The following is a 23,341-nucleotide window of genomic DNA, read 5'->3' on the forward strand; positions in this document are numbered from 1 at the left end:
CATGACGAGTTTGGGTGAAGCCGCACGGGCCGTGCTGCTGACGCCCGACCCGCACGACAAGCGCCGCGCCGCGCGCAGCCTAGCGCGCGCGTGGCGGCAGGGGCGGCTCGACCATCGCTGCGACGTCGCGATGCCCTACCAGCCCGCCTGGCCGGCGACGCCCGAACTGCTGCCGCCGAACCAGATGCCGCGGCGGCGCAAGGGCGGGTCGGAGCGCGGTCGGATCGCGCTACTCCACGCCCTCGCGCACATCGAATTCGTTGCGATCGATCTGGCGGTCGACCTGATCGGACGCTTCGGCGGTGAATTTCCGCGCCAGTTCGTCGACGACTGGATCGGCGTCGCCGCCGACGAAGCGATGCATTTCGCTCTGCTCGACCGTCGTTTGCGCGGCCTCGGCAGCCACTATGGCGCGCTGCCCGCACATGCCGGCTTATGGGAAGCGGCGCAGTTGACCGTAGACGATGCGCTGGCCCGGCTGGCCATCGTGCCGATGGTGCTCGAAGCGCGCGGGCTCGACGTCACACCGGCGACGATCGACCGCTTCCAGGGCGTCGGCGACGAGGTTTCGGCGCGGATATTGGCGCGAATCTATAGCGATGAGATTCGCCATGTGAGCGCGGGCACAGTCTGGTTCGGCTGGCTGTGCGACGAACGGGGATTCAACGTCGTCGAAACGTGGCAAAGCCTCGTAAAATCGCGATTCCGGGGCGCGCTCAAACCGCCGTTCAACGACTCGGCGCGCCGTGATGCCGGTTTAACGCAAGAATTCTACGCCGTTATTGCTTCGTAAGGATTGGAACAGCACACAGGCTTCGCGGGGGATGAGCAATCATCCAAACCAACAAACACCGGCGCCAAAGCTCTTTTGTGACTTTGGCGACATGGCAAATGCGGGGTCGTCGTTTTGATAAACACTCTTCTGGCGCAGAAGTTGCACCAAGTCGCAATCATCTGCGCGGCAGCATGTTTCGGACTGGCCGCCCCGGCCGTCCACGCCGCCGACACCAGCGCCGATGCCAGCATCAACGTTCCCGACGAACCCGATGACGACAGCTTCACCGCCGGCCGCGTTTCGCCGAGCGAGGACACCGAGGCGCGCGCCATTTTCCAGGCTTGGAAGCGTCTCGACACCGGCCTGACCGCGTCGATCGGCGTTGCCGTGCCGTCGCGCCGCCCGATCGAGCAGATGTCGCTCTCCTCGTCCTACGGCATGCGCGTTCACCCGATCACGGGCAAGGTCGCGCGCCACAACGGCATCGACATTCCGGCGCCGCATGGCACCCCCATCTATGCCACCGCCGACGGCATCGTCGGCCGCGCCCAGCGTCTGGGCGGCTATGGTAATTATGTCGAAATCGAACATGGCAACGCGATCCAGACGCGCTACGGCCATATGTCTTCGTACATCGTCACCCCCGGACAGTCGGTCAAGAAGGGCCAGATCGTCGGCTATGTCGGCTCGACCGGGCGTTCGACGGGCAACCACCTCCATTATGAAGTCCGCATCGAAGGCGCGCCGGTCAATCCGATGCCCTTCGTTCGTTCGGATTCGATGGCGATCGCCGCGCTGACGGGCGACAAGCTCGCAATGGGCGGTCCCGAGTAAGAAATTCAGGGTCGGAGAGGAGGGGGCGTCCGCCGGCCTTAGGCCGGGGCGCCCTTTTCATTTGCGATAAAGCGCCTATCTAAGCCCCATGGCCACCCAGCTTTCCGATATCACCCTGTCGCCCGCCGCCGCTGCGCGCGTCCGCTGGATTGCGGAACGCAAGGGCGGGGCCGCCCCGGCGCTGCGCCTCGCCGTCGATGGCGGCGGCTGTTCGGGCTTCACCTATCGTTTCGGCTTGGCCGAGAGCATCGAGGGCGATGATATCGTCACCGAAACCGACGGCGTGAAACTGGTCGTCGATCCGGTCAGCATCGACCTTGTGCGCGGCTGCGTCGTCGATTTCGTCGATTCGCTCGGCGGGTCGTCCTTCAAGGTCGAAAATCCGAACGCCGCCTCGGGCTGCGGTTGCGGGTCCAGCTTCTCGATCTGACGCCTTTCTAAGCTGCCAGCTTGCTGGCATAGGTGCGCCATGAAAATCGCGACCTTCAATATCAACGGGATCAAGGCCCGTCTGCCGCGCCTCGTCGAATGGCTCGAGGAAACGCAGCCCGATATCGCCTGCCTGCAGGAACTGAAGTCGAGCGACGAGACGATGCCGACCAAGGAGATCGAAGCCGCGGGTTACGGCTTCCTCTATCATGGGCAAAAGGGCTTCAACGGCGTCGCGATCCTCGCCAAGGGCACGCAGCCTGTCGAGGTGCAGCGCGGGCTGGCCGGCGAAGCGGAAGACGAGCAGTCGCGCTATCTGGAAGCCGAAGTCCATGGTCTGCGCGTCGCGTCGATCTATCTTCCCAACGGCAATCCCCAGCCGGGACCGAAATTCGATTACAAGCTGCGCTGGATGGCGCGGCTGCGCGAACGCGCCAGAGCATTGCTGGCGGCCGAAATTCCGACGATCCTGACCGGCGACTATAATGTCATTCCGCACGACGACGATGTGTGGGACCCGCGCGCGATGGCGACCGACGCGCTGATGCAGCCCGAATCGCGCGATGCGTGGTTCCGCCTGCTCGGCGACGGCTGGACCGATGCCATCCGGAGCCGGCATCCGGCGGGCGGCGTGTGGACCTTCTGGGACTATCAAGCCGGCGGATGGCAACGCGATCATGGTTTCCGGATTGATCACCTGCTGCTCAGCCCGGCGCTGGCCGACCGGCTGGTCGATGCCGGGGTCGACAAGGATCATCGCGGCCGCGAAAAGGCGAGCGACCATGCGCCGACCTGGGCGGTGCTTTCCTGATATCCACGCGCGCTGGCAAGTGCCGGCGGTTGCATCGACTGTTGCAAAAAAGTCGCAGCGCGTCGTTTTACACGGCGCGCATCGACTTTTCGTTTGTGCGCCGCAACAAATTCGCTGACAGGTTGATCACGCGAGACCGGACTGGCCCGAAAAGAGGCTGGCCGTCGCGCGGCAGGCAGGGACGATCCGTTTAACCAGTCAGGGATCTGTCCATGAAAAATCTCTCCCGTGCATGCTTCGGCGTGCTTCTCGCCGCTTCGGCCCTCTCGACCCCCGCTTTCGCGCAGGACGCCGAAGAAGATAGCGACGGCATCACCATCACCGGCAGCGCCACCGTCGTCAGCGACTATCGTTTCCGCGGCTTCAGCCAGTCGAACGAAGAAGCCGCGATCCAGGGTGGCTTTACCATTGGCCACGACAGCGGCCTGTATGTCGGTACCTGGGGATCGAGCATCGGCTTCAACAACGGCACCGAAATCGACGTCTTTGCGGGCTTCGCCAAGGAGGTCACGCCCGGCCTGACCGCCGACATCGGCGCGACCGTCTATCTTTACCCCGGCGCCAACAACACGACGGTGATCGAACCCTATGCCTCGCTGACCGGCGCGATCGGCCCGGCGACGGTCAAGGGCGGCATCGCCTGGGCTCCCGGTGGCCAGAATTCGCTCGGCGACGCGAGCGGCGTCTACATCTACAGCGACGTCGGCGTGCAAATCCCCGACACCCCGTTCAAGCTGAAGGGCCATGTCGGCTATGCCAAGAGCGACAGCTTCCTCGGCGGGCTCGACGGCGAAGTGTTCGACTATTCGGTCGGCGTCGATGTCACGTGGAAGGTGCTCACCCTCGGGGTCGCCTATGTGAATACCGACGCCCCGAAGTTCGGCGGTTACAAGGAAGCGGTCGGCGCCGACGGCGCGGTCGTCTTCTCGCTCGGCGCAGCGTTCTGACGCCGGGCCGGAGGCGGCCTCTGGGGGGAGGTCGCCTCCACCAATTCCAGGGTCAGGATCTTAGGGTTTTCCGGACGCGAGCGCATCGCGGGCGCCGCGCCAACCCATATATTGTTCGGCGAGCATCCAGTCCTGCCGCGCGAGCTGCGGGTCGGAGAGGCTGATCGCTCCGGCTTGATCGAGCAGGCGCCCCGCCTTGGCCGCCGCATCGCCCGCGAGAAGCGGGTAGCTCTTTGCGAGTGCGTGGACCTCCCACCCCGCCGGAACATGGCGATAGGTATCGACATAGGTCTCGCCGTCGGCACGCGTCACCATGATGTCGGTCGAGAAATTGGTCTGGATCGGCGACAGCCTGTCGATGCCCGCGACGAAGTCGGCGGCGAGGCCCTTCGCTTCGGCATCGCCGACCTCCGGGATCAGCGCGAGCGTCGCCATGGCGGAGATCGAAGGCGTTTCGGTGCGCAGGCTGTTGTCGGGATAGTCGGCCCAGTTGACCCCCGCTTTCGGCCGCCGCCGCATCAGCCATTCGACCGCCCGGCTCCGCGCCGTACGCACCTTTTCCTGCAACGCCGGTTCGCCTTTCAGTGCGGCATCGATCTCGCGCAGCGCGATGACCGCGAAGGCGGTGACATAGGTCGCGGCATTGTCGGGCCGGTCGGCGGCGTCCATCGCGCTCGACCACCAGCCTTCGCGATTTTGCGCCGCGAGCAGCGCCTCGACGACGGGCACGGGTGGCGTCCGGTCCGCGGCACCATAGGCCTTGAGCGTCCACAGCGACACGACGGTAAAGGGCGCGCCTTCGACCATGACGCAATGGCAGCCGCCGCCCATGAACTTGGCGACCATCGCGTCGAAGCGCGACAATTTGTCGGCGGCCGTGGCCTTGTCGACCGCGATCAACTGCGCGAGTCCCCAGAAAATCTTGCCGTTGGTCGCCTTTTCGGTGTCGCCCAGCGCGCTGACGACGGCGTTGGCGATCACCGGTTCGGTTGCCGTCACCGTCTTGTCGAAGCCCGCCTCGACCGCCGCCTGGTCGAATGCGACCGCCTGCGCGCTATAATACCAGCCCCCGCCGGCCAGCGCTGCAACCGCCAGCGCGGCGGCGGCACCGAGTGCGAGGGACGGGAAGCGCCGCCGGGATACGGGCGCGCGTCCTGCCGCATCGGCCGGGGTCGCGAGCGGAGCGCCGCCGCCGAGGCGCCGGTCGATTGCCGCGAGTACGCGTTGCCAAGCCGGATGGGCCGCATTGCCGTCGAATTTCGACAGATCGACGACGTTGACGTTGTAAAATTCGGCGGGCAGCGCCTCCGGGTCCATCTTCTCCAGCCCGATCGCGACGAGCGAACCGCGATCGAGGCCGATGCGGCTTTCGATGCGGACCCAGCGGCGCTGGATCGCGGCGGGCGTCCAGCACCCTAGCACGACCTTGGCGCCCTTGACCGCGCGGTCGATGACGTCGGGAAATTCTGCCCCGGCGTCGATTCCCTCGGCGTCGAAAAAGACATGGTGGCCGCGCGCGGTCAGCAGGTCGCGAATCTGCGACGCCTTGACGGCGTCGGCGCGGCTGTAGCTGATGAAAATATCATAGGGGCGTTCGGTCGCATCGCCCGCTGCATTTTCCGTCATCGTCACTGCAATCCCGCAAATTTTCGCTTGTGCCGCGAAATCTGCCTTCAGCGATAGCAGCCCCGCCGATGTTGGCAAGCATCGGCAATCACAGGCGCAATCCACCGCAAGCCGCTTGACCATGTCGATGAAGCGTGCAAATCCATCGACGAATTGAACCGATAGGAGAACTCATTCCCATGGCTCAAGCCCCCCGAAATGCCTCCGTTCCCGCCGCCGCGCCGCCCAATCCTCCGGCGCGCGGCGAACGCAGTCCCGGCGTCAAGCTGGTCATTGCGGTGTTCATCGCGGTTGCGCTGATGGTTCCCTTGCTGATGGTCTATGGCCTGCTCTGGGACCGCCAGCAGCAGGCCGAAACCGCGCAAGCCTCGATCGGGCAGGGGTGGGGCGGGCAGCAGACGATCGCCGGGCCGGTGATCGTCATTCCCTATCGCGCCACCGAAACGCAGACGGTCACCGAAAACGGCCGTGATGTGACGCGTTCGGTCAACATGATCCGCAACCTCTATCTCTCGCCGCAGAGCAACACGGCCGAGGTGACGATCAAGCCCGAGAAGCGGAAAAAGGCGATTTACGAAACCGTCGTCTATGAAAGCCAGATCGCGGGCAGCGCCGAATTCGTCCTGCCCGCCGATATTGCGCGCTATGGCGTGACGCGCGACGCACTGATGCTCGACCGCGCCGAGGTGCGGCTGGGGGTCAGCGACGCGCGCGGGCTTGTCGATGGCAACAGCCTGAGCATCGACGGCACGCCGCTGGCGCTCCAGCCGGGCAAGGGGCTGCTATCGACCGGAAATTCGGGGACCTTTGCTTTCGTCGACTGGAGCGCCGCGGCGCCGATGAAGGTCGATTACCGGGTCGGCGTCCGCGGGCTCGGCGATTTCAAGCTGATCCCGCGCGGGGTCGACACGCGCTGGACGGTCAAGTCGAGCTGGCCCAACCCGAGCTTCGGCGGCGATTTCCTGCCCGCGAAGCGCAATGTGACGGGCAGCGGCTTCACCGCGACCTATGCGATCCCCAACCTCGCGCTGGGGCAGGCGCAGGTGCTGACCGGCGACCTGTCGCCGCCGGTGACGACCAATTATGGCGGACGCGGTTATATGGAGCCGGTGCCGGTCGAGGTCGCCGTCGCTGCCGACACCGCCGCCGAGGCGTCGGGCGGCACCGCAAAGGCGGTCGCGATCAGCTTGATCGAGCCCGTCGACCTCTACAGCCAGGTCGACCGCAGCATCAAATATGGCTTCCTGTTCATCGGCTTCACCTTCGTCGCCTTCCTGATGTTCGACATCATCGCGGGAGCGCGGGTCGCGGCGGCCGAATATCTGCTCACCGGCGTCGCGCTGGTGCTGTTCTTCGTACTGTTGCTCGCCTTTGCCGAAGTGATCGGCTTCACGCCCGCCTATTTGCTGGCGTCGGCGGCGATCATCGGGCTGCTCGCGGCGTATAGCGCGGCGGTACTCAAGAGCTGGAAGCGCGCCCGCTTCCTCGCCGCGATGCTGATCGGACTCTATGCCTTGCTCTATGTCCTGCTCAACCTCGAGGCCTATTCGCTGCTGATCGGTTCGGTGCTGATGTTCTTTGCGCTCGCGGGCGTGATGTACATGACGCGCAACATCGACTGGGGCGGATTGGGGAAGAAGGAGGAGCCGGTGGCGGCCTAGCATTTCGCGATCCTCCCCATCGACTTGTGATGGGGAGGTGGCAGCCTCAACGAGGCTGACGGAGGGGTTATGACCTCGTAGCTTAGCGTACGGCTTCGGCCCCTCCACCGCCGCTTCGCGGCGGTCCCCCTCCCCCTCGCAAGTCGATGGGGAGGATATTTTCTACCGCCAGCGCAGATTGTGGGGGCCGAGATCCGCGAGGGTCTTGGCCCCCATCAGCTTCATCCCGCGTTCGATCTCGGCGCGGAGCAGCCCGACCGCGCGGCTGACGCCGTCTTCGCCCGCCGCGGCGAGCGCGTAGAGATAGAGCCGGCCGCCCGAGCAGGCTTTCGCGCCGACCGACAGCGCCTTCAGGACATGGGTGCCGCGCGTGATGCCGCCGTCGCAGATCACCTCGATCCGGTCGCCGACCGCGTCGACGATTTCGGCGAGCGCGTCGAAGGGCGAAATACTGCCGTCGAGCTGGCGCCCGCCGTGGTTCGACACCATGATCGCCGTGGCGCCGATATCGACCGCGCGCTTCGCGTCTTCGACAGCAGCGATGCCCTTGAGGCAGAAGGGGCCGTCCCATTCCTTGCGGATCGCCTCCGCGCGCCGCCAGTCGAGGCTCTGGTCGAGCATCGAGGTAAAATATTCGGCGACCGACTTGGGGACGCTTGATCCTTCGGAGACATGCGTCGCGAGATTGGGCAGGCTGAATTTCTCGCGGAGGACATAGTTCAGCCCCCAGCCGGGCTTGATCGCGTAGCTCAGCATGTTGCGCGCGGTAAAGCGCGGCGGCGACGTGAATCCCGACCGCAGGCAGCGCTCGCGGTTGCCGCCGACGATCGTGTCGACGGTCAGCGCGACGGCGTCGAACTTCGCAGCGCGCGCGGCGTCGAGCATCGCCTTGTTGAGGCCTTCGTCGTGGTGGACGTAGAGCTGGAACAGCTTGGGCCCGTCGGTGAGCGCCCCCGCATCGGCGAGGCCGATCGTCGCGAGGCTGGAGATGCCCGCGACGGTCCCGGCGTTCGCGGCGGCGCGGAGGACGGCGCGTTCGCCCTGCCAGTGAAAGAGACGCTGGAGCGCGGTCGGCGACAGGAACAGCGGCATCGCCATCTCGCGCCCGAACAGCGTCGTGCGCATGTCGATGCTTTCGACCCCGGCGAGGACGCGCGGGATCAGGTCGCAGCGGTCGAACGCATCGCGGTTACGGCGGCGGGTCACCTCGTCGTCGGCCGCCCCGTCGATATAGTCGAACACCGGCCAGGGCAGGCGGCGTTTCGCCAGCGCGCGAAAGTCTTCGATATTGTGGCAGTCGGTCAGGCGCATGCTTCCCCCCGGAGCGAAATCAGGATGGCGGCGGGGGCGGCGTGACGATGCCGCCCGTCAACCGGGCGAGCGCCCAGCGCGGCTCGACCGGGCGTCCGGCGTCGGCGACATGCGCCGCGACGCGCGCGCCGATCGCGGGGGCCAGCGCGAAGGCGCGTCCCGCGCCGCCGCCGACGACCCACGCGCGCGGATGGTCGGGCAGACGGTCGAGCAGCAGGTCGCCGGTGGCGGTGCGGCAATCGTGCACCGCGGCGCTGGCGACGACCGGTGCGGTGCCGATGCGCGGCAGTCGGCTGGCAAGCCACTGGCGGACATCGGCGAGCGCGCGTTCGTCGGCGCGCCGGTCGAAGCTGTCGGGATCGACGCTGGCATCGCCCGTGCTGCGCCAGCAGCGCACGCCCTCGCCCTCGATGTCGGGAAGCGCGGTAAAGCCATAGGCGCGGTCGATAAAGGCGGGCATGGCGGGCGGGCGATATTGCAGGTCGCCCTGTCCGGGGCCGAATTGGAAGACCTGGCTGCGCACCGCCGAAAGCCGCTGCGGCGTCAGCAACTGCGGGAAGAGTTCGGTCAGCCACGCGCCGCAGGCATAGACGATGCTGCCTGCCGTGCCGCCGTCGGGGAGGGCATAGACATCGCGGCGCTTGTCGCGGAGCGGGGCGGGCATCACCACCGCCTCGGGCTCTACCTGTGCGTCGAGCAAGGTTTCGAGGACGCCGCGGCGCCCGGCCAGCATGGCGGCCTTGTCGGCGATATAGGCCGCTTCGCCCGCGTGCCAGGCGATCTGGGTGAAGCGGTTCCTGAGCTTGTCGCCGCTTTCGCGCTCGCTGCCGCGCGGTGCAGCGGCCGGGTCGGTTGCGGCGAGCGTCGTCAGCGCCTGGCACGGCGTCAGGATCGGCAAGCTGGCGGTGTCGGAAAGCCTGTCCCACGCCGCATAGCTGTCGGAGACGAGGCTGGCGTAAAGCGCGTCGCCGCCCTGCGCCGGGTCGAGCAGCATCGACGGCAGGTTCGACGCGGCGCGGCCGTTGCCCGCGCCATAGGCGTCGAACAGCCGGACGCTTTTGCCCTGCCGGACAATGTGCCACACGGTCCACGCACCGAGCGCGCCGGCGCCGACGACCGCGACGTCGACATGACTCTCCGGTGCCTTGGCGCCCTTGCGCTTGCGTGATTTGCGCGGCTCGGGTGGATCCTTCGGCTTCGGTTCCTTCTTCTCCCTTGCCGCGGCGCCGACCGCGAGTGCGGCAGGGACGGCGGCGAGCGATGCGAGCAGCTTGCGGCGATCGAGGCTCATGCGGCGGTCGCCCAGGCGATCAGCGCCCTGCCGCTGCCGGCGAGTGCGGCGAGGTTCGCGGCATCGTCGAACAGCCAGCATTCGCCGGGCCGCCACGGCTCGCCGTCGATCTCTCCCGAACCGTCGACGGGGATGAACCAGACGGGGCCAGAGGCGCCGAGATCGGGAAGCGCGGCGAAATCGTCGAGGTGCGCATCGACAAGGCCGAATTTCGGGCCGTCGACGAGGCGGTCGACGCCGACCGCGATCGGCGTCCGAAGGTTCGGCGTCAGATAGGGGCCGGGGTCGGCGCAGGCCATCGCCTCCTCGAGATGCAGGTCGCGCGGGCGGCCATAGTCGTAGAGGCGATAGGTAATGTCGGCATATTGCTGGACCTCGACCAAGGTCAGGCCACCGCCGATCGCGTGGATCGTGCCGGGCGTGACGTGGAAATGATCGCCCGGCGCGACCGGTTTCCAGTCGATCAGTTCCTCGATGCTGCCGTCGAGCGCGGCGTCGCGCAGTTCTTCGGGCGCGATGCGCTGTTCGAGGCCGAGGCCGATCGCCGCGTCGTCGTCGGCGTCGAGGATCACCCACGCCTCTTCCTTGCCCTGCCGCGCGCCGACCGCTTGTGCCCCGGCGTCGTCGGGGTGGACCTGCACCGACAGCGCTTCGGAGGTGAAGAGATATTTGATCAGCAGCGCCGGTTCGGGGCGTCCGTCGGGGAGTTCGAACCAGATTTCGCCGATACGCTCGCCGCCGGCATCGAACAGCGGGCCGATGTCGGTGCGGCCCCACGGCTTGGCGACGCGGCGGGGGGTGAGGCGGGTTACAGGCATCGGGTCACTCCTTCCGCTTGTAATACCGATATCCCCCGATCCAGGTTTCGAGCGGCGCCATGCGGCGGATCTCGTCGGGGCTCGCCATCAGCGGATCGCCGTCGACGATCAGGAAGTCGGCGCGCATCCCTGGCATCAGCGTGCCGAGCCGGTCTTCGGCGAAGGCGGCGAAGGCGGCGGTGCGGGTGAAGCCGTCGAGCGCGGTTTCGCGTGTCACCGCTTCTTCGGGATGCCAGCCGCCGAACGGCTGGCCCGCGGCATCGGTGCGCGAAATGGCGGCGGCGATGCCGGGGAAGGGGTTCGAACTTTCGACAGGCACGTCGGAGCCGAAGGCGAGGCGGACGCCGGCGTTTTCGAGGCTGCGCCACGCATAGGCGCCCTTGAGCCGGTCGGGGCCCAGCCGCGCCTCGGCCATCAGGCGGTCCGACGGCTGGTGGATCGGCTGCATCGAGGCGATGACCTTCAATTGCGCGAAACGTGCAATGTCGGCGAGGTCGATGACCTGCGCATGTTCGATCCGCCAGCGCCGCTCGCCGGGCAGGTCGGCGGTCAGGTCGCCGATTGCGGCGAGCGCTTCGGCGTTGGCGGCATCTCCGATCGCGTGGATCGCGACCTGGAAATTGTCCATCGATGCGCGCACCATCTTGTTGCGGAGCTGCGCGGGGGTCAGCAGCGGCAGGCCCTTCTGCCCCGGCGCGTCGCTATAGGGCTGTTTCAGCCACGCGCCGCGCGAACCGAGCGCGCCGTCGAGATAGAGCTTGACCCCCACCATGCGCAGCCGGTCGTCGTACAGCCAGGGCGTCGGTTCCTGTCCGGCGATGATCGCCATATTGTCGATGTCGGCGCCGTAGCTGAGGATGCGGATCGCGAGCTGCTTCTTGTCGCCGGCGCGGCGAAACGCCTGCCAGTCGGCGATCGTCGTGCCCATGTCGGCGATGCTGGTGATGCCCTGTTCGAGCAGCTTTTGCTGCGCCAGATAGAGGGCGCGGTCGAGGTCGCGCGCCAGCGGCTTGGGCTTGGCATTGTTGACCAGCGCCATCGCCGCATCGACGAACACGCCGCTCGGCTTGCCGTCCGCCATCTCGATGCGGCCGCCATCGGGCGATTTGCTGGTCGCGCTGACCTTCGCCGCTGCCATCGCCGCGCTGTTCGCCCAGCCGGCATGGCCGTCGATGCGTTCGAGCCAGACGGGACGGTCGGGAACCGCGGCGTCGAGGTCGGCGGCGGTCGGGAAACGGCCGAGACCCCATTTTTCCTGATTCCAGCCCGACCCGATGATCCACGGCATTTCGGGGTTCGCCGCGGCATATTTGCGGATCGCCGCCTGCGCCTCGGCGAGCGATTTCGTCTCCGACAGGTCGAGCAGCATCAGCGAGAAGCCAAAGCCCATGACGTGGCCGTGGGCGTCGATCATGCCCGGAATCAGCGTGCGGCCTTTGCCGTCCTCCTTGAAATCGGGACGTTCGGGGCGCTTGTCCTTGCGGTCGAGGAGCTGTTTGACCTTGCCGTCGGACGCGATGACCAGTCCGGTGAAGCGGACGAGCTTGCCGTCCTTGTCGAGCGTGATGCCGTTGACATTGTCGACGAGCGTATCGGCCTGTGCCGGTACGGCGACCAGCGGCAGCAGCGCGGCAAGGGCGAGGCGTTTCACTTCGGCAGCCTCGTCACCAGCGAACTCGTGTCGCGGCGGCCATGACCGGCCTTTTGAACGTCGGCATAAAATTGGTCGACGAGGCTCGCGACCGGCAAGGTCGCGCCGTTGAGGCGCGCTTCTTCGAGCGCGAGGCCGAGGTCCTTGCGCATCCAGTCGACCGCGAAGCCGAAATCGAATTCGTCCTTCGCCATCGTGCCCCAGCGGTTGAGCATCTGCCAGCTTGCCGCGGCGCCGCCCGACACCGCTTCGAACACCTTGTCGGTGTCGAGGTCCGACGCCTGCGCAAAGCGGAGCGCCTCGGACAGCCCCTGCAACACGCCGGCGATCGCGATCTGGTTGACCATCTTTGTCGTCTGTCCGGCGCCGGGCCCACCGATATGGACCATGCGCGCAGCATAGGCGCGCATCACCGGTTCGGCTGCGGCGAAGGCTTCGGGCGTGCCGCCGCACATGATCGACAAGGTGCCGTTCTGGGCGCCGGCTTCGCCGCCCGAGACGGGGGCGTCGAGGGCGAGCAGCCCGAGCGATTCGGCCTCGACCGAGAGCTGGCGGGCGATGCGGGCCGAAACGGTGGTGTGGTCGACGAACAGCGCGCCCTTGCGCATCGCCGCAAAGGCGCCGTCGCGGCCCAGCGTGACCTGCGCGAGGTCGTCGTCATTGCCGACGCACGAGAGTATGACGTCGGCGTCTTTCGCGGCTTCGGCCGGCGTCGATGCCGCCGCGCCGCCATGCTGTGCCACCCAGGCGTCCGCCTTGGCACGGGTGCGGTTGTAGACAGTGAGGTCATGCCCCGCCTTGACGAGATGGCCCGCCATCGGTCCGCCCATGACGCCGGTGCCGATGAAGCTGATACGCAATTTTTGTTCGCTCATATACCGGTCCATAACCATGGTTCGCGCCGGGCGCCAGACATGCGCCGAAGCAATCATCGTGCGGCGCTCGATTAATTCTCGCCCTTCCCCTTAGCTCCGCTTGTCGTTAGGGCCAGCGCACCATGACAGATCAACTCACCCTGACCCCCGCTGCCGATTTACCGGCCATCACGTTGGAAGATGTGCGTGCGGCGGCGGGGCGAATTAACGGGGCGGTCGTCCGGACGCCGACGCTGCATTCGCAGACCCTGTCCGAACTGGTCGGCGCCGAGGTGTGGCTGAAATTCGAGAATCTGCAATTTACCGCGGCGTATAAGGAGCGCGGCGCGCTCAACGCGCTGTTGCTGCTCGACGATGCGGCGAAGGCGCGCGGCGTGATCGCGGCGTCGGCGGGCAACCATGCGCAGGGTCTTGCCTATCATGGCAAACGGCTCGGCGTGCCGGTCACCATCGTGATGCCGAGCACGACGCCGCAGGTGAAGGTGTCGCAGACCGCGGGCCATGGCGCGACGATCGTGCTGTTCGGCGAGAAGTTCGATGACGCCTATGCCCATGCCCGCGAACTGGAAGTCGAGCGCGGGCTGACCTTTGTCCATCCGTTCGACCATCCCAATGTCGCGGCGGGGCAGGGGACGGTGGCGCTCGAAATGCTCGAGGATGTCCCCGAACTCGATACGCTGATCGTGCCGATCGGCGGCGGCGGGCTGCTTGCGGGAATGGGCACCGCGGCGCGCGGGATCAAGAACGATGTGCGCCTCGTCGGCGTGCAGGCCGAGCTGTATCCGTCGATGTACGCCGAACTCAACGGCGTCGATATGGCGTGCGAAGGCGACACGCTGGCCGAGGGTATCGCGGTGAAGGAACCGGGGTCCTATACGCGCAAGCTGGTCGCCGAACTCAACGACGATATCGTGCTGGTCGCCGAACGCCATCTCGAGCGCGCGGTCAGCCTGCTGCTGCAGATCGAGAAAACGGTGGTCGAGGGTGCGGGGGCCGCGGGCCTTGCGGCGATGCTCGCGCATCCCGAGGAATTTGCGGGGCGCAAGGTCGGGCTGGTACTGACCGGCGGCAATATCGACACGCGGCTCCTCGCCAATGTGCTGCTTCGCGACCTCGCGCGCTCGGGCCGCATCGCGCGGCTGCGCATCCGGTTGCAAGATCGCCCCGGCGCCTTGTTCAAGGTGATGAAGCTGTTCGACGAGAAACAGGTCAACATCATCGAAATCTATCACCAGCGCATTTTCACCACGCTACCCGCCAAGGGCCTGATCACCGACATCGAATGTGAAGCGCGCGACCGCGAGCATCTCGACAGCCTCGTCGCCTCGCTCCGCGAGGCGGGCTATATGGTGACGACCGTCGAACTCGCATGAGGGCGTTTACGCGCGAGTTCATCGCGACGCCCGAGAGCATCGACGAGCTTGGCCATGTCAACAATGCCGTCTGGGTGCAGTGGATCCAGCAGGTCGCGACGGGTCATTGGGACGCGGCGGCGCCGGAAAGCCACAAGCTCGCCTATATCTGGGTCGTGGTGCGGCACGAGATCGACTATCTACGCGCGCTCGGCCCCGGCGAGACGGTGACCGCACGAACATGGGTGGCCGACAAGCCGCAGGGGGCCAAGTTCGACCGCTTCATGGAATTCACCGGGGCCGACGGCAAGGTCCATGTCCGGGCGCGAACGGTGTGGGCTTTGCTCGACAAGGCGAGCGGCCGTCCGCTCCGGGTAACCGACGAGATTGTGGCGCCTTTCCTCGACGACTAGCGGACAGTTGCGCGGTGCACGCCGCGATCAGCGCGCCGCGATCGTCACGCGGTGCAGTTCGACCCAGCCTTTGGCGCAGGTCGACGCATAGCGGACATCGAGGCCGTTTGCCGTCCCGCGACAGCTGTGGCGCCCCTGTGCGAAATGCACCCACAGCCAGTTGCCGCGCGCGCCGCAGACGAACACCGGCGTGCCGCGGCCGAGCTTGCCGACCTTCCCCGAGGCGATCGTCGGGGTGCGGTGAACGTTCGTCTTGCGGCTGCTCGTATCGCCGGCGATCACCGCATAGGAACAGACACCCGCCGGCGTGGCCGCGCCGCTTTGTGCCGCGAACAAGAGGGCGAGGGGAGCGAGGATCATGGGCGTGCTTTCCTGTCTCGTCGCAGGTCCGATACTGCAACGCCGGTCATCCTATGCGGGTGCGCGGCGTTGCACCAGCGCGAAGCGATCCGGGATCGCGCTTTGGGCTGGACAATGTCGGCGGCGCATCGCTACCGGGCGCGTCATGGGTATCGTTGCGACAATCATGAACACCGCCACCGGCCAGCCGATCCAGAAGATGAGCTTTGGCCGCATGCCGAAACCATGGGCGAGCTTCACGCTCGAGACGGGCGAGTTGGTGACCGCCGAACGGATCGACGTCGGCAAGCCGGCGCCCGGAAAATTCGTGGCGCCGGTCAGCGTGTGGGTGACGGTGAAACCGCGCGGCTGACGCCGGCCCTAGGCATAGCCCACCCAGCCGCGCCAGGTGAAGGCGGCGTAGAATTGCTCGACGCCCGTGAAGCCCGCGGCGCGAAGCACCGCTTCGTCGGCTTCGGGGCTCAACATCGCGACGTGGGTCGCGACGGCTTCGCGCCCCTTGGCGACCTGATCGGGGTCGCCGCCCGAGGCGATGGCATAAGAAGCGTAGCGGTCGAGCCAGCGGTCGCGTTCGCCCGCGCCTTGCGGAAAGCTGCCGTGCGCGGCGACGAAGGGCGCGCCGGGCTTTAGCCGGGCGCGGATCTCTGCCGCGGTACGGATACGCTCCTCACGTTCGAGGAAATGCAACGTCAGGAGGCAGGTGGCGCCGTCGAACGGGCCCGCAGGCGCGTCGTCGATATAGCCTTCAATGAACTCGGCGCGTGCCGCGTGCGGCCCCATGACCCTGGCCGCGAGGTCGAGCATCGGCCCCGCCGGATCGACGCCGGTGAAGCGCCAGCCCGGATGTGCCTCGGCCATCGCCTTCATCTCGCTGCCGCCGCCGGCGCCGAGGACGAGGATATGGGCGTCCTCTGGCACGCGTTCGGCGAGCAAAAGTCCGGTCATGCGGTGCAGGCCGTCGAGCCCGGGGACGAAGCGCCGCGGCCCTTCGGTATAATTTGCGACTGCGGCCGGGTCCTTGAAGCTGTCGAGGAAATGCTGGGCGCCCTTAGTCATGAATATGCTCCTGTTCTGTCATGTGCCGCGCGGCCATCCGCTCGTGAAAATCGGCGGAGAGTTCGGCGAGCGTGACCCCGGCGAAGCGGTCGAGCAGCAGGGCCTCGGCATCGCGGAAGCTGGTGTCGAGCGCGGCATTGACCGCCTGTTCGACAAGGCAGCCCGGCGCGTCGGTGCGGTTACCCATCGCCATCAGCTGCGGGCGGCCGATCGCCTCATAAACGTCGCGCATCGTGATCGAGGCAAGATCGCGCGCGATCGTCCAGCCGCCGCCATGGCCCTTTTCGCTGTGGACGAAGCCGGCATCGCGCAGTCCGGCAAGGATGCGGCGGATGACGACGGGGTGCGTCTGCATCGCCTTGGCGAGCTGGTCGGAGGTCAGCGGCTCCGCCTGTTCGGCCATATGGAGGAGGACGTGGAGCACGCCCGACAATCGGCTGCCGCGTTTCATGTAACTTTATATATTACGTGACTGGCCCGGGTTCAAGGGGCGCGGTGGAGAAAACGGAAGACCCCGCCGGGTTTCGTCGTGCTTCCCGATTCGGCGACGTCGTAGCGCGCGATTTCCTGAAGGCGCGTCAGGGGCCGCGAGCGGCGCCACGGGTCGCCGATCAGCGCGTCGATGCGGCAGCGATCGAGGAAAGCGACGACCGTACTGGCGAGTTCCTCCGAATAGAAGAGATCGCCGGCGAGGATGAGGTCGGCATCGGGCGTATCGAGGCCGGCGACGTCCCCGGCGCGGATATCGAGCTGGACCCCGTTGAGCGCTGCGTTGAGTTCGAGCGCCGTGACGGCATAGGGATCGGTATCGATCGCCGTCACCTGCCGCGCCCCGGCTTTGGCCGCCGCGATCGCGACCAGCCCCGACCCGGCCCCCAGATCGAGGACGCGGCGCCCGGCAACGCTTTCGGGGTGGTCGAGGATATGGCGGGCGAGGGCGAGGCCGCCGGCCCAGTAATGCGCCCAATAGGGCGCGGCGAAACCTGCGGTATCGTGGGTTGCGAGGCGGCCGAGGCCGCTGGCGGGCCCGGCCTTGTGCAGGCGGATTTCGGGGATGGCCGGGACCGGCGATACCGGCAGATTGTCGCGGATGAAAGCTCTTCTATCGGCGGGCGTCATATGCGGAGGGTAGCGTGTCCCGATGCCGCGCGGCCAGTATTTCCCGGATAGCGTTGATCGCCGCGTATAAAGCTGATAGGCGCTGCGGCGATGACCAACGACCGATCCCTTCGATTCAAGGCGTATTGGCGCTCCTTTACATAGGAGCGGCATGGCATCACCCTATGACCATCGCCGCCGTGTCCGGAAGGCGAATGGTTGTCATCACATCATCACCCCCTCGGTCGCGGCGTGCGCTTTTTGAAGAAGACGCGACATGACCGATACCTTGCTTGCCCTGTCGACCGACCATTGCCGCATCACCCCGCTCACCGCCGATGATGCGCGCGCGCTTGCCGCGATCACCGACGAAACGGTGACCTCGCGAATCCATTTCCTGCCCGCGCCGTTCACCGAGGCCGACGCCCGCGCACTGATTGCCGGATCGGGCGGCGGCGACGTGTTCCACGCCGTGCGCGACGAAAGCGGCCTCGACCTCAACGGCGTGATCGGTGTCCACCGGCGTCTGGGACAGGAATATGAGATCGGCTACTGGTTCGCCGCGCGGGTGCGGAGCAAGGGCGTTGCGACCGAGGCGGTGCGTGCGGTCGTCGAGGCGCTCGCCTCGTCGCGGCCGGGCTGTTCGATCGTCGCTGAATGCCATCCCGACAACGAACGCTCGCGTGCCCTGCTGCGCCGGGTCGGTTTCGTCTCGACCGGGCGGGCGGGACGGCGGCCGGGACGGATGCTGCTGTCGTGGCGCGCTGCGCCCGCCTATCGCATCGATGTGTGCTGAGCCGAGGCGTCCGGGGCCTCGACCTCTTCGGTCAGTGCCTTGACGATCGCCGCCACCGAGTTCGGCGCATAGGCAAAGCCCATATGGCCGCAATCGACCTCGACCTGCCGGTCGCTTTCGTGCGGCAGGCCGCGTGCGCTGCCAGCGGCGATGACGCCGTCGTGCTTCGACCACAGCGCGAAGGTCGGCATGCTGGGGCGCGGCGCGGGGTGGAAGTCGATGGGGGGATTGTCGACGGGGTGGCGCGCGACGAGGTGGTAGAGCCGCCAGGCGCGGTTGGCGCGGCGCGAACCCGAAAAGGGCGAGCCGAGCGTGACGACGCGCGCGACCTTGTCGGGGTGGTGCTTGGCATATTCGCGGGCGTAAATCCCGCCGAGCGACCATCCCACCAGCGCGGGCGTGTGGCCGGTGCGGTCGATGATCCACTGGACGCGGGTATCGATGCGGTCGACGATGTCGGCGGTCGCGCCGCGGTTGAAACCGAGGCCCCACGCATAGCAGCGAAAGCCGGCGCGGCGGAGGTCAGCCCGCAGCGCCTTCGTCGCCCAGTCGCCCGACAGGAAACCCGGCAGCACCATCACCGGCGGGTGATCGCTGTGGGGATTGGGTTCGGGCGGCATCGGGCGGATGCGTCCCGATATCGCGCGCAGCAGGGCGCCCGCCTCGCGCCACAGCAGCGACAGCGGCGGCGGCGCATCGGGGTCGGGGATGCGCGCGGGCCATTCGGCCCGGCGGGTGAGAAAACCGCGGATCATGGGCCTGATATTAGCGCTTCGGCACCAGTTTCAACAGCTTGCCCTTCTCACCATCGGTGAGCAGCCACACCGTACCGTCCTCGCGCGTTTCGACCTCGCGGATGCGGGTACCGAAATCCCAGCGGTCCGACTTGTGGAGCGCGTCGCCGTCGATCGCCATGCGAATCAGCCCCTCGCCCGACAGCGCACCCATCAGCAGGCTGTTCTTCCAGCCCGGATAAGCATCGCCGCCATACCAGACGAGTCCGCCGGGCGAGACCGACGGGTTCCACCACAGTTTCGGCGCGGCGAATTCGGGCCGGGTCGGATGGTCGGGAATATCCTTGCCGTCATAATGATCGCCGTTCGACACGACGGGATAGCCGTAATTGGCCTTGGCCTCGACGAGGTTGACCTCGTCGCCGCCCTTCGGCCCCATTTCCTGATTCCAGAGCCGGCCCGTACCATCGAAGGCGAGCCCGAGGATGTTGCGATGGCCGAGCGACCAGATTTGTGCGGTGACGCCCGCTTGATCGGCAAAGGGATTGTCGGCGGGCACGCTGCCGTCGGGGTTCAGGCGAACAATCTTGCCGAGATTGGCCTTCATATCCTGCGCCGGGTCGAATTTCTGGCGTTCGCCCGAGCCGATGAACAGATATCGGCCGTCGGGCGAGAAGGCGAGGCGATGCGAGAAATGGCCGCGGCCGGTGACCTTGGGGTCCTGTTTCCAGATGATCTGGAGGCCCGAAAGCTTCGGGGCGCTGCCTTGCTCTAGCTTCGCCTTGCCGACGACGGCGCCGAAGGTGCCGCCAGCGCCGGCCTCGACCCAGCTCAGATAGACGGTGCCCGACTGTGCAAAGTCGGGCGCGAGAATGACGTCGCCGAAGCCGCCCTGGCCGCCGTAGGCGACCTTGGGGACGCCCGCGACATCGAGCGTCGATCCGCCTTCCTGCCATAGTTTCAGCTTGCCGGACCGCTCAGTGACCAGCGCCAGCTTCGCGCCGGGAATGAAGGTCATCGCCCAAGGTTCGTTAAAATCGGCGATCTCCTGCACCGTGAAGGGTGCGTCGGCGACCGGCGTCGCGGGCTGGTCGCCCGAGGCGTCGAGCTTGGCGATATCGGCCAGGGCAGCCTCGCTCGGCGCGGTACCCGCCGAGCAGGCGGCGATAACCAGCGCGGCGAGGGCAAGTGTCGGGACATGTTTCATAGGGGGCTCGCTTTGGTTTGGGGGCAGCGGCAATTTGCCGTTCCGCGCGGGCAAAGTCGAGGGGCTTGGCTGGACTTACCGCCCGGCCCAATATTCGAATGCCAGTTGCTGCTGTTCGCGAATGAAGCGGGCCGCCGCCGCCCCCTCCCATGGGCCATCATATCCGAGCAGCAGCGCGGTGCCGCCGACCCACCAGCCCTGCCCGGGCAGGCGGTCGCTTTCGCGTACCACCAACACCGCAAGATCGGGTTCGCCATCGAGCGCGCAGAGCCGGTCGACTTCGCCCAGCGTCCGGCACACGGCGCGCATCTTCGGGCGGGTGAAACGGAATCCCAGATCGCCAAGCAGTTCGGAATAGCTGACGCTGCGTCCCGTACGCGCCGCCGCGGTCAGGATCGCGCGGATGCGCGGCGCGTCGCCGAGCGCGCCGGCATCGGCCGCGGCGGCCTCGCCGCCTAGGCCCTGGTCGCGGGAGCTTTTGGCGGCCACGGGATGAATCCGGAAGTGCGCTGGACATAATCGGCATAATCGGGGCGCGTCTTGTGCAGCCCTTTTTCGAGCAGCGCCTTGCCCGACCAGCGCGTCAGGGTGAAGGTGAGGAAAATCGGGCCGATGACGCTGGCGGCGGCAATCTCCCACCCCGCGTCGGCGGCAACGAGCCAGATACCCCACCAGGTCAGCGCATCGCCGAAATAATTGGGATGGCGCGTGTAACGCCACAGGCCGGTGTCGAGCACCTTGCCCTTGTTCGCCGGGTCGTTGCGGAACTTATTTAGCTGGAGATCGCCGATGGTTTCAAAGGCTATCCCGGCCAGCGCGGCGAACATGCCGATCTTGGCGAGCCAGCCGATGGTCGCGGGCGGGAAGCTCGCACTCGCCCAGATGCCGAGCTGGGCGGGAAGGCAGGTCAGGAACAACAGCGGCGCCTGCGTCAGGAATACCGAGAGCAGCGCCGTCTTGCCCCAGCTCCATCCTTTCGTTTCCATCGTCCGGCCGATGATCCGGACATAGCGCGGATCCTCTCCGGTCGCGCGCCAGCGCAGAAAAAGATGGGTCGCCAGGCGGACGCCCCAAAGCGTCACGAGGACGAGGGTCAATTGGGTGCGCAGCCCGCCGAAACCGGCCTGCGCCGCCGCGCCCCATGCGAGCAGGACCATGCCGAACGCCCAGAAGGCGTCGATGAACGACACATCGCGGATCGCGACGGCGGTGCGCCACAACAGCAATATGGCGCCGATCAGGACGACGAAATTGACCGCCAGCAATATCGCCGCATCGCTCATCCGCGCTCTCCTGCTTCGACCTCGCTGCCGACGATATCATCGATCGAGCGCACCGCGCGATCGGGGAATTTCGGAACGCAGCTCCTATAGACCTCCAGCACCTTCAGCATATCGGCGCGAAAATCGCCCGTCGGCCAGATCAGCGGGCCGAGCCCGCCAGTCCTGGTGCGATAATCCATCATTCCGACGACCATCGGCACCTTTGCCGCGAGCGCGATCTGGTAGAAGCCGGTTCGCCATTTCGCCGCCTTTCCGCGCGTTCCCTCGGGGGCGACCGTCAGCATGAATTCGGCGCGGCGCGCGAATTCGTCGACCATCTGTTGCACGACCTGCCCGCTGTTGCGGCGATCGACCGCCACTCCGCCCATCTGGCGGATGAAACCGCCGAGCGGCCAGCGGAAAAGCGACAGCTTGGCCATGAAATGCGGCCGGATGCCTTTGTCGGCGGTGAGCCCGAGGAAGTTGACGAAGTCCCAGTTGCTGGTGTGCGGCGCGGCGATGAGGACGAAGCGCCGCGGTTCGGGCACCTCGCCGACGGCCTTCCAGCCGCGCAGGCGGTACAGGAGCAACAGCAACCGGCGAACCGCTCGCGCCGCGAGCCCCGGCGGATCGTCTTCGATACGCGCCACTTGTTTTCCCCTTCCGCCGAGCGACTTGCGCGAAAGCGCGGGGGGATGCAAGCGCGGGTGCGTCAGCCGACGAAGGCGCGTTCGATCACGAAATCGCCCGGCGAGGCGTTCGAACCTTCGGTAAAGCCCAGTTCCCCGAAACGCGCCTGGAGGTCGCGGATCATCGCCATGCTGCCGCACATCATGATGCGGTCGCCGGCCGGATCGAACTCCAGGGGGCCGGTCAGCGGATGCCCGAACAGCTGGCCGCCTGCGATCAGCGCATCGATGCGTCCCTCGGTCCGGAACGGCTCGCGCGTTACCGTCGGCAGATAATGGAATTGCAGCAGCGCCTGATCCTGCACCAGCGGGTCGCCGGCGAGCTGGCTTTCCAGTTTGGCGCGGAACGCGAGGTCGCTGACCCGCCGGACGCAATGGACGAGCGAAATCTGGTCGAAGCGCTCATAAATGTCGGGATCGCGCGCAAGGCTGAGGAAGGGGGCCAGCCCGGTGCCGGTCGACAGCATGAACAGCCGCTTGCCGGGGAGCAGCGCGTCGGCGACGAGCGTGCCGGTCGGCTTGCGACCCAGATAGACGGGGTCGCCCGGCTGGATCTTCTGCAGCCGCGAGGTCAGCGGGCCGTCGGGCACCTTGATCGACAGAAATTCCAGTTCTTCGGCATAGGCGGGGCTGGCGATCGAATAGGCGCGCAGCAGCGGACGCCCTTCGCCGCCGGGCAGTCCGATCATCACGAATTCGCCCGAGCGGAAGCGGAAGCTCGGTGGCCGCGTGATCGTGAAGCTGAACAGATGTTCGTTCCAGTGGCGGACCGAACGCACCTCCTCGACCGTCAGTGAGGCGGAGGGGGCAAGCTTGGCTGCTTCGGCAATACGGTCACTCATCACTTTGGACTTTCCTGATGTGTCATGGTGCCGGCCGCGAGGGCCGGCATGTCGAATCCCGCCGCGACCAGCCGGTCGACGGTGGCGCCCATCGCTTTGGCGATCAGATCCACGCTTTCTTGCCCGGCCAGCAATGCCAGCGTTGCGCGTGCATTTGTGCAGCCTTCCAGCGAAAAATCGCGCCAGAGTCCAAGCAGAATTGCTTCACCCTCTGAAATCTGGAGGCACGGCATCGGGGCGAGGTGCAGCGTTTCGACGGCTTCGCCGCCGAGCAGCGCCATTGCGATGTGGAAATCGGGGAGCGCATCGGCAGCATCGACGGCCGCGAAGCCGCGGCACAGCGCCTGCGGCGGGCATCGCCCGCGCTCGGTCGCCGACACCCACCCGCGCATCGCCCACAGCAGGAAGCGGCCGCCGTTGCAGAGGCTTTCCACCGGCCGGTCGACAAAGTCGTACATCGGGGTCCTTTCCAGCGCGCCGAAGAATGCGGCAGCGCGCGGCTT

27 protein-coding genes are annotated in these 23,341 nt (G+C 66.8%); 10 read left to right on the forward strand and 17 right to left on the reverse strand.

The genetic code is table 11. From position 1 onward, the window contains the following. The first annotated feature begins 1 nt into the window (after position 1). The 5 genes from AN936_RS01615 to AN936_RS01635 all read left to right on the forward strand — a co-directional run bounded on the left by AN936_RS01615 (position 2) and on the right by AN936_RS01635 (position 3,796). The gene (locus AN936_RS01615; protein ID WP_054586616.1) at positions 2 to 793 is read left to right on the forward strand and encodes a ferritin-like domain-containing protein; all 792 of its coding nucleotides are present in this window, start codon (positions 2 to 4) and stop codon (positions 791 to 793) included. 141 nt (positions 794 to 934) lie between these two features. Next, positions 935 to 1,609, forward strand: coding sequence for a M23 family metallopeptidase (locus AN936_RS01620; RefSeq protein ID WP_234715708.1), 675 nt, complete (start codon positions 935 to 937; stop codon positions 1,607 to 1,609). A gap of 88 nt (positions 1,610 to 1,697) precedes the next feature. Further along, complete coding sequence (gene erpA / locus AN936_RS01625; protein WP_054586618.1) at positions 1,698 to 2,039, forward strand: iron-sulfur cluster insertion protein ErpA; 342 nt, start codon at positions 1,698 to 1,700, stop codon at positions 2,037 to 2,039. A 39-nt stretch (positions 2,040 to 2,078) separates the two neighbouring features. Further along, positions 2,079 to 2,849 carry an exodeoxyribonuclease III gene (gene xth / locus AN936_RS01630; RefSeq protein WP_054586619.1) on the forward strand — a complete coding sequence of 257 codons (771 nt, stop codon included), beginning with the start codon at positions 2,079 to 2,081 and terminating at the stop codon, positions 2,847 to 2,849. A 212-nt stretch (positions 2,850 to 3,061) separates the two neighbouring features. Then, a complete protein-coding gene (locus tag AN936_RS01635) occupies positions 3,062 to 3,796 on the forward strand; it encodes a TorF family putative porin (RefSeq protein ID WP_054586620.1) in 735 nt (244 codons plus the stop codon). A 60-nt stretch (positions 3,797 to 3,856) separates the two neighbouring features. Here AN936_RS01635 and AN936_RS01640 read toward each other — a convergent pair whose 3' ends face one another. Further along, entirely contained in the window at positions 3,857 to 5,422 is a 1,566-nt protein-coding gene (locus AN936_RS01640) for a toll/interleukin-1 receptor domain-containing protein (protein ID WP_054586621.1), read from the reverse strand. 179 nt (positions 5,423 to 5,601) lie between these two features. On the opposite strand from AN936_RS01640, the gene creD reads away from it, so the two are divergent. Next, complete coding sequence (gene creD / locus AN936_RS01645) at positions 5,602 to 7,083, forward strand: cell envelope integrity protein CreD (protein WP_084758101.1); 1,482 nt, start codon at positions 5,602 to 5,604, stop codon at positions 7,081 to 7,083. Positions 7,084 to 7,245: 162 nt separating this feature from the next. Here creD and AN936_RS01650 read toward each other — a convergent pair whose 3' ends face one another. The 5 genes from AN936_RS01650 to AN936_RS01670 are packed head-to-tail and all read right to left on the reverse strand — an operon-like array spanning position 7,246 to position 13,029. After that, complete coding sequence (locus AN936_RS01650) at positions 7,246 to 8,394, reverse strand: alpha-hydroxy acid oxidase (protein WP_054586622.1); 1,149 nt, start codon at positions 8,392 to 8,394, stop codon at positions 7,246 to 7,248. Positions 8,395 to 8,413: 19 nt separating this feature from the next. Then, on the reverse strand, positions 8,414 to 9,685 hold the full coding sequence (locus AN936_RS01655; protein ID WP_054586623.1) for an NAD(P)/FAD-dependent oxidoreductase: 1,272 nt from the start codon (positions 9,683 to 9,685) through the stop codon (positions 8,414 to 8,416). Further along, entirely contained in the window at positions 9,682 to 10,503 is an 822-nt protein-coding gene (locus AN936_RS01660) for a class I mannose-6-phosphate isomerase (RefSeq protein ID WP_054586624.1), read from the reverse strand. Before AN936_RS01660 ends, AN936_RS01655 begins: the two co-directional genes overlap by 4 nt. A 4-nt stretch (positions 10,504 to 10,507) precedes the next feature. Next, positions 10,508 to 12,154: an amidohydrolase gene (locus AN936_RS01665; RefSeq protein ID WP_054586625.1), complete on the reverse strand. Its 1,647-nt coding sequence runs from the start codon at positions 12,152 to 12,154 to the stop codon at positions 10,508 to 10,510. Beyond that, positions 12,151 to 13,029 carry an NAD(P)-dependent oxidoreductase gene (locus tag AN936_RS01670; protein WP_084758607.1) on the reverse strand — a complete coding sequence of 293 codons (879 nt, stop codon included), beginning with the start codon at positions 13,027 to 13,029 and terminating at the stop codon, positions 12,151 to 12,153. The genes AN936_RS01665 and AN936_RS01670 overlap by 4 nt, the downstream gene beginning before the upstream one ends. A gap of 122 nt (positions 13,030 to 13,151) precedes the next feature. On the opposite strand from AN936_RS01670, the gene AN936_RS01675 reads away from it, so the two are divergent. Together AN936_RS01675 and AN936_RS01680 are read left to right on the forward strand one after the other, a co-directional pair. After that, the gene (locus AN936_RS01675) at positions 13,152 to 14,402 is read left to right on the forward strand and encodes a threonine ammonia-lyase (RefSeq protein WP_054586626.1); all 1,251 of its coding nucleotides are present in this window, start codon (positions 13,152 to 13,154) and stop codon (positions 14,400 to 14,402) included. Continuing rightward, positions 14,399 to 14,794, forward strand: coding sequence for an acyl-CoA thioesterase (locus AN936_RS01680; protein ID WP_054586627.1), 396 nt, complete (start codon positions 14,399 to 14,401; stop codon positions 14,792 to 14,794). Before AN936_RS01675 ends, AN936_RS01680 begins: the two co-directional genes overlap by 4 nt. Positions 14,795 to 14,821: 27 nt before the next feature. Here the strand turns inward: AN936_RS01680 and AN936_RS01685 are convergent, their stop codons facing one another. Further along, complete coding sequence (locus AN936_RS01685; RefSeq protein WP_054586628.1) at positions 14,822 to 15,154, reverse strand: hypothetical protein; 333 nt, start codon at positions 15,152 to 15,154, stop codon at positions 14,822 to 14,824. A 145-nt stretch (positions 15,155 to 15,299) separates the two neighbouring features. On the opposite strand from AN936_RS01685, the gene AN936_RS01690 reads away from it, so the two are divergent. Then, positions 15,300 to 15,506, forward strand: coding sequence for a hypothetical protein (locus AN936_RS01690; protein ID WP_082395376.1), 207 nt, complete (start codon positions 15,300 to 15,302; stop codon positions 15,504 to 15,506). Between the two features lie 8 nt (positions 15,507 to 15,514). Here AN936_RS01690 and AN936_RS01695 read toward each other — a convergent pair whose 3' ends face one another. From AN936_RS01695 to AN936_RS01705, 3 genes are read right to left on the reverse strand one after another with little or no spacing between them, the layout of a single operon-like run. Then, positions 15,515 to 16,210, reverse strand: a complete 696-nt coding sequence (locus AN936_RS01695) for a class I SAM-dependent methyltransferase (protein ID WP_054586629.1) — start codon at positions 16,208 to 16,210, stop codon at positions 15,515 to 15,517. Continuing rightward, a complete protein-coding gene (locus AN936_RS01700; RefSeq protein ID WP_054586630.1) occupies positions 16,203 to 16,661 on the reverse strand; it encodes an RrF2 family transcriptional regulator in 459 nt (152 codons plus the stop codon). The genes AN936_RS01695 and AN936_RS01700 overlap by 8 nt, the downstream gene beginning before the upstream one ends. 32 nt (positions 16,662 to 16,693) lie before the next feature. Further along, positions 16,694 to 17,329, reverse strand: a complete 636-nt coding sequence (locus AN936_RS01705) for a class I SAM-dependent methyltransferase (RefSeq protein WP_054586631.1) — start codon at positions 17,327 to 17,329, stop codon at positions 16,694 to 16,696. A 256-nt stretch (positions 17,330 to 17,585) separates the two neighbouring features. Here AN936_RS01705 and AN936_RS01710 point away from each other — a divergent pair, with 256 nt between their 5' ends. Beyond that, positions 17,586 to 18,104: a GNAT family N-acetyltransferase gene (locus tag AN936_RS01710; RefSeq protein ID WP_054586632.1), complete on the forward strand. Its 519-nt coding sequence runs from the start codon at positions 17,586 to 17,588 to the stop codon at positions 18,102 to 18,104. Here AN936_RS01710 and AN936_RS01715 read toward each other — a convergent pair. From AN936_RS01715 to AN936_RS01745, 7 genes are all read right to left on the reverse strand, one after another. Further along, positions 18,083 to 18,859 carry an esterase/lipase family protein gene (locus AN936_RS01715; RefSeq protein ID WP_054586633.1) on the reverse strand — a complete coding sequence of 259 codons (777 nt, stop codon included), beginning with the start codon at positions 18,857 to 18,859 and terminating at the stop codon, positions 18,083 to 18,085. The genes AN936_RS01710 and AN936_RS01715 overlap by 22 nt on opposite strands. A gap of 10 nt (positions 18,860 to 18,869) precedes the next feature. Beyond that, positions 18,870 to 20,045 carry a PQQ-dependent sugar dehydrogenase gene (locus tag AN936_RS01720; RefSeq protein ID WP_054586634.1) on the reverse strand — a complete coding sequence of 392 codons (1,176 nt, stop codon included), beginning with the start codon at positions 20,043 to 20,045 and terminating at the stop codon, positions 18,870 to 18,872. A gap of 75 nt (positions 20,046 to 20,120) precedes the next feature. Beyond that, a complete protein-coding gene (locus tag AN936_RS01725) occupies positions 20,121 to 20,534 on the reverse strand; it encodes a ribose-phosphate pyrophosphokinase (RefSeq protein ID WP_084758103.1) in 414 nt (137 codons plus the stop codon). Next, complete coding sequence (locus AN936_RS01730) at positions 20,501 to 21,328, reverse strand: DUF1295 domain-containing protein (RefSeq protein ID WP_054586635.1); 828 nt, start codon at positions 21,326 to 21,328, stop codon at positions 20,501 to 20,503. Before AN936_RS01730 ends, AN936_RS01725 begins: the two co-directional genes overlap by 34 nt. Then, on the reverse strand, positions 21,325 to 21,957 hold the full coding sequence (locus tag AN936_RS01735; protein ID WP_084758104.1) for a lysophospholipid acyltransferase family protein: 633 nt from the start codon (positions 21,955 to 21,957) through the stop codon (positions 21,325 to 21,327). The genes AN936_RS01730 and AN936_RS01735 overlap by 4 nt, the downstream gene beginning before the upstream one ends. 62 nt (positions 21,958 to 22,019) lie before the next feature. After that, positions 22,020 to 22,838: a ferredoxin--NADP reductase gene (locus tag AN936_RS01740; RefSeq protein ID WP_054586636.1), complete on the reverse strand. Its 819-nt coding sequence runs from the start codon at positions 22,836 to 22,838 to the stop codon at positions 22,020 to 22,022. After that, the gene (locus tag AN936_RS01745; RefSeq protein WP_054586637.1) at positions 22,838 to 23,296 is read right to left on the reverse strand and encodes a hypothetical protein; all 459 of its coding nucleotides are present in this window, start codon (positions 23,294 to 23,296) and stop codon (positions 22,838 to 22,840) included. Before AN936_RS01745 ends, AN936_RS01740 begins: the two co-directional genes overlap by 1 nt. Positions 23,297 to 23,341: the final 45 nt, after the last annotated feature.

Source organism: Sphingopyxis macrogoltabida (assembly GCF_001307295.1).
GTDB lineage: Bacteria > Pseudomonadota > Alphaproteobacteria > Sphingomonadales > Sphingomonadaceae > Sphingopyxis > Sphingopyxis macrogoltabida_B.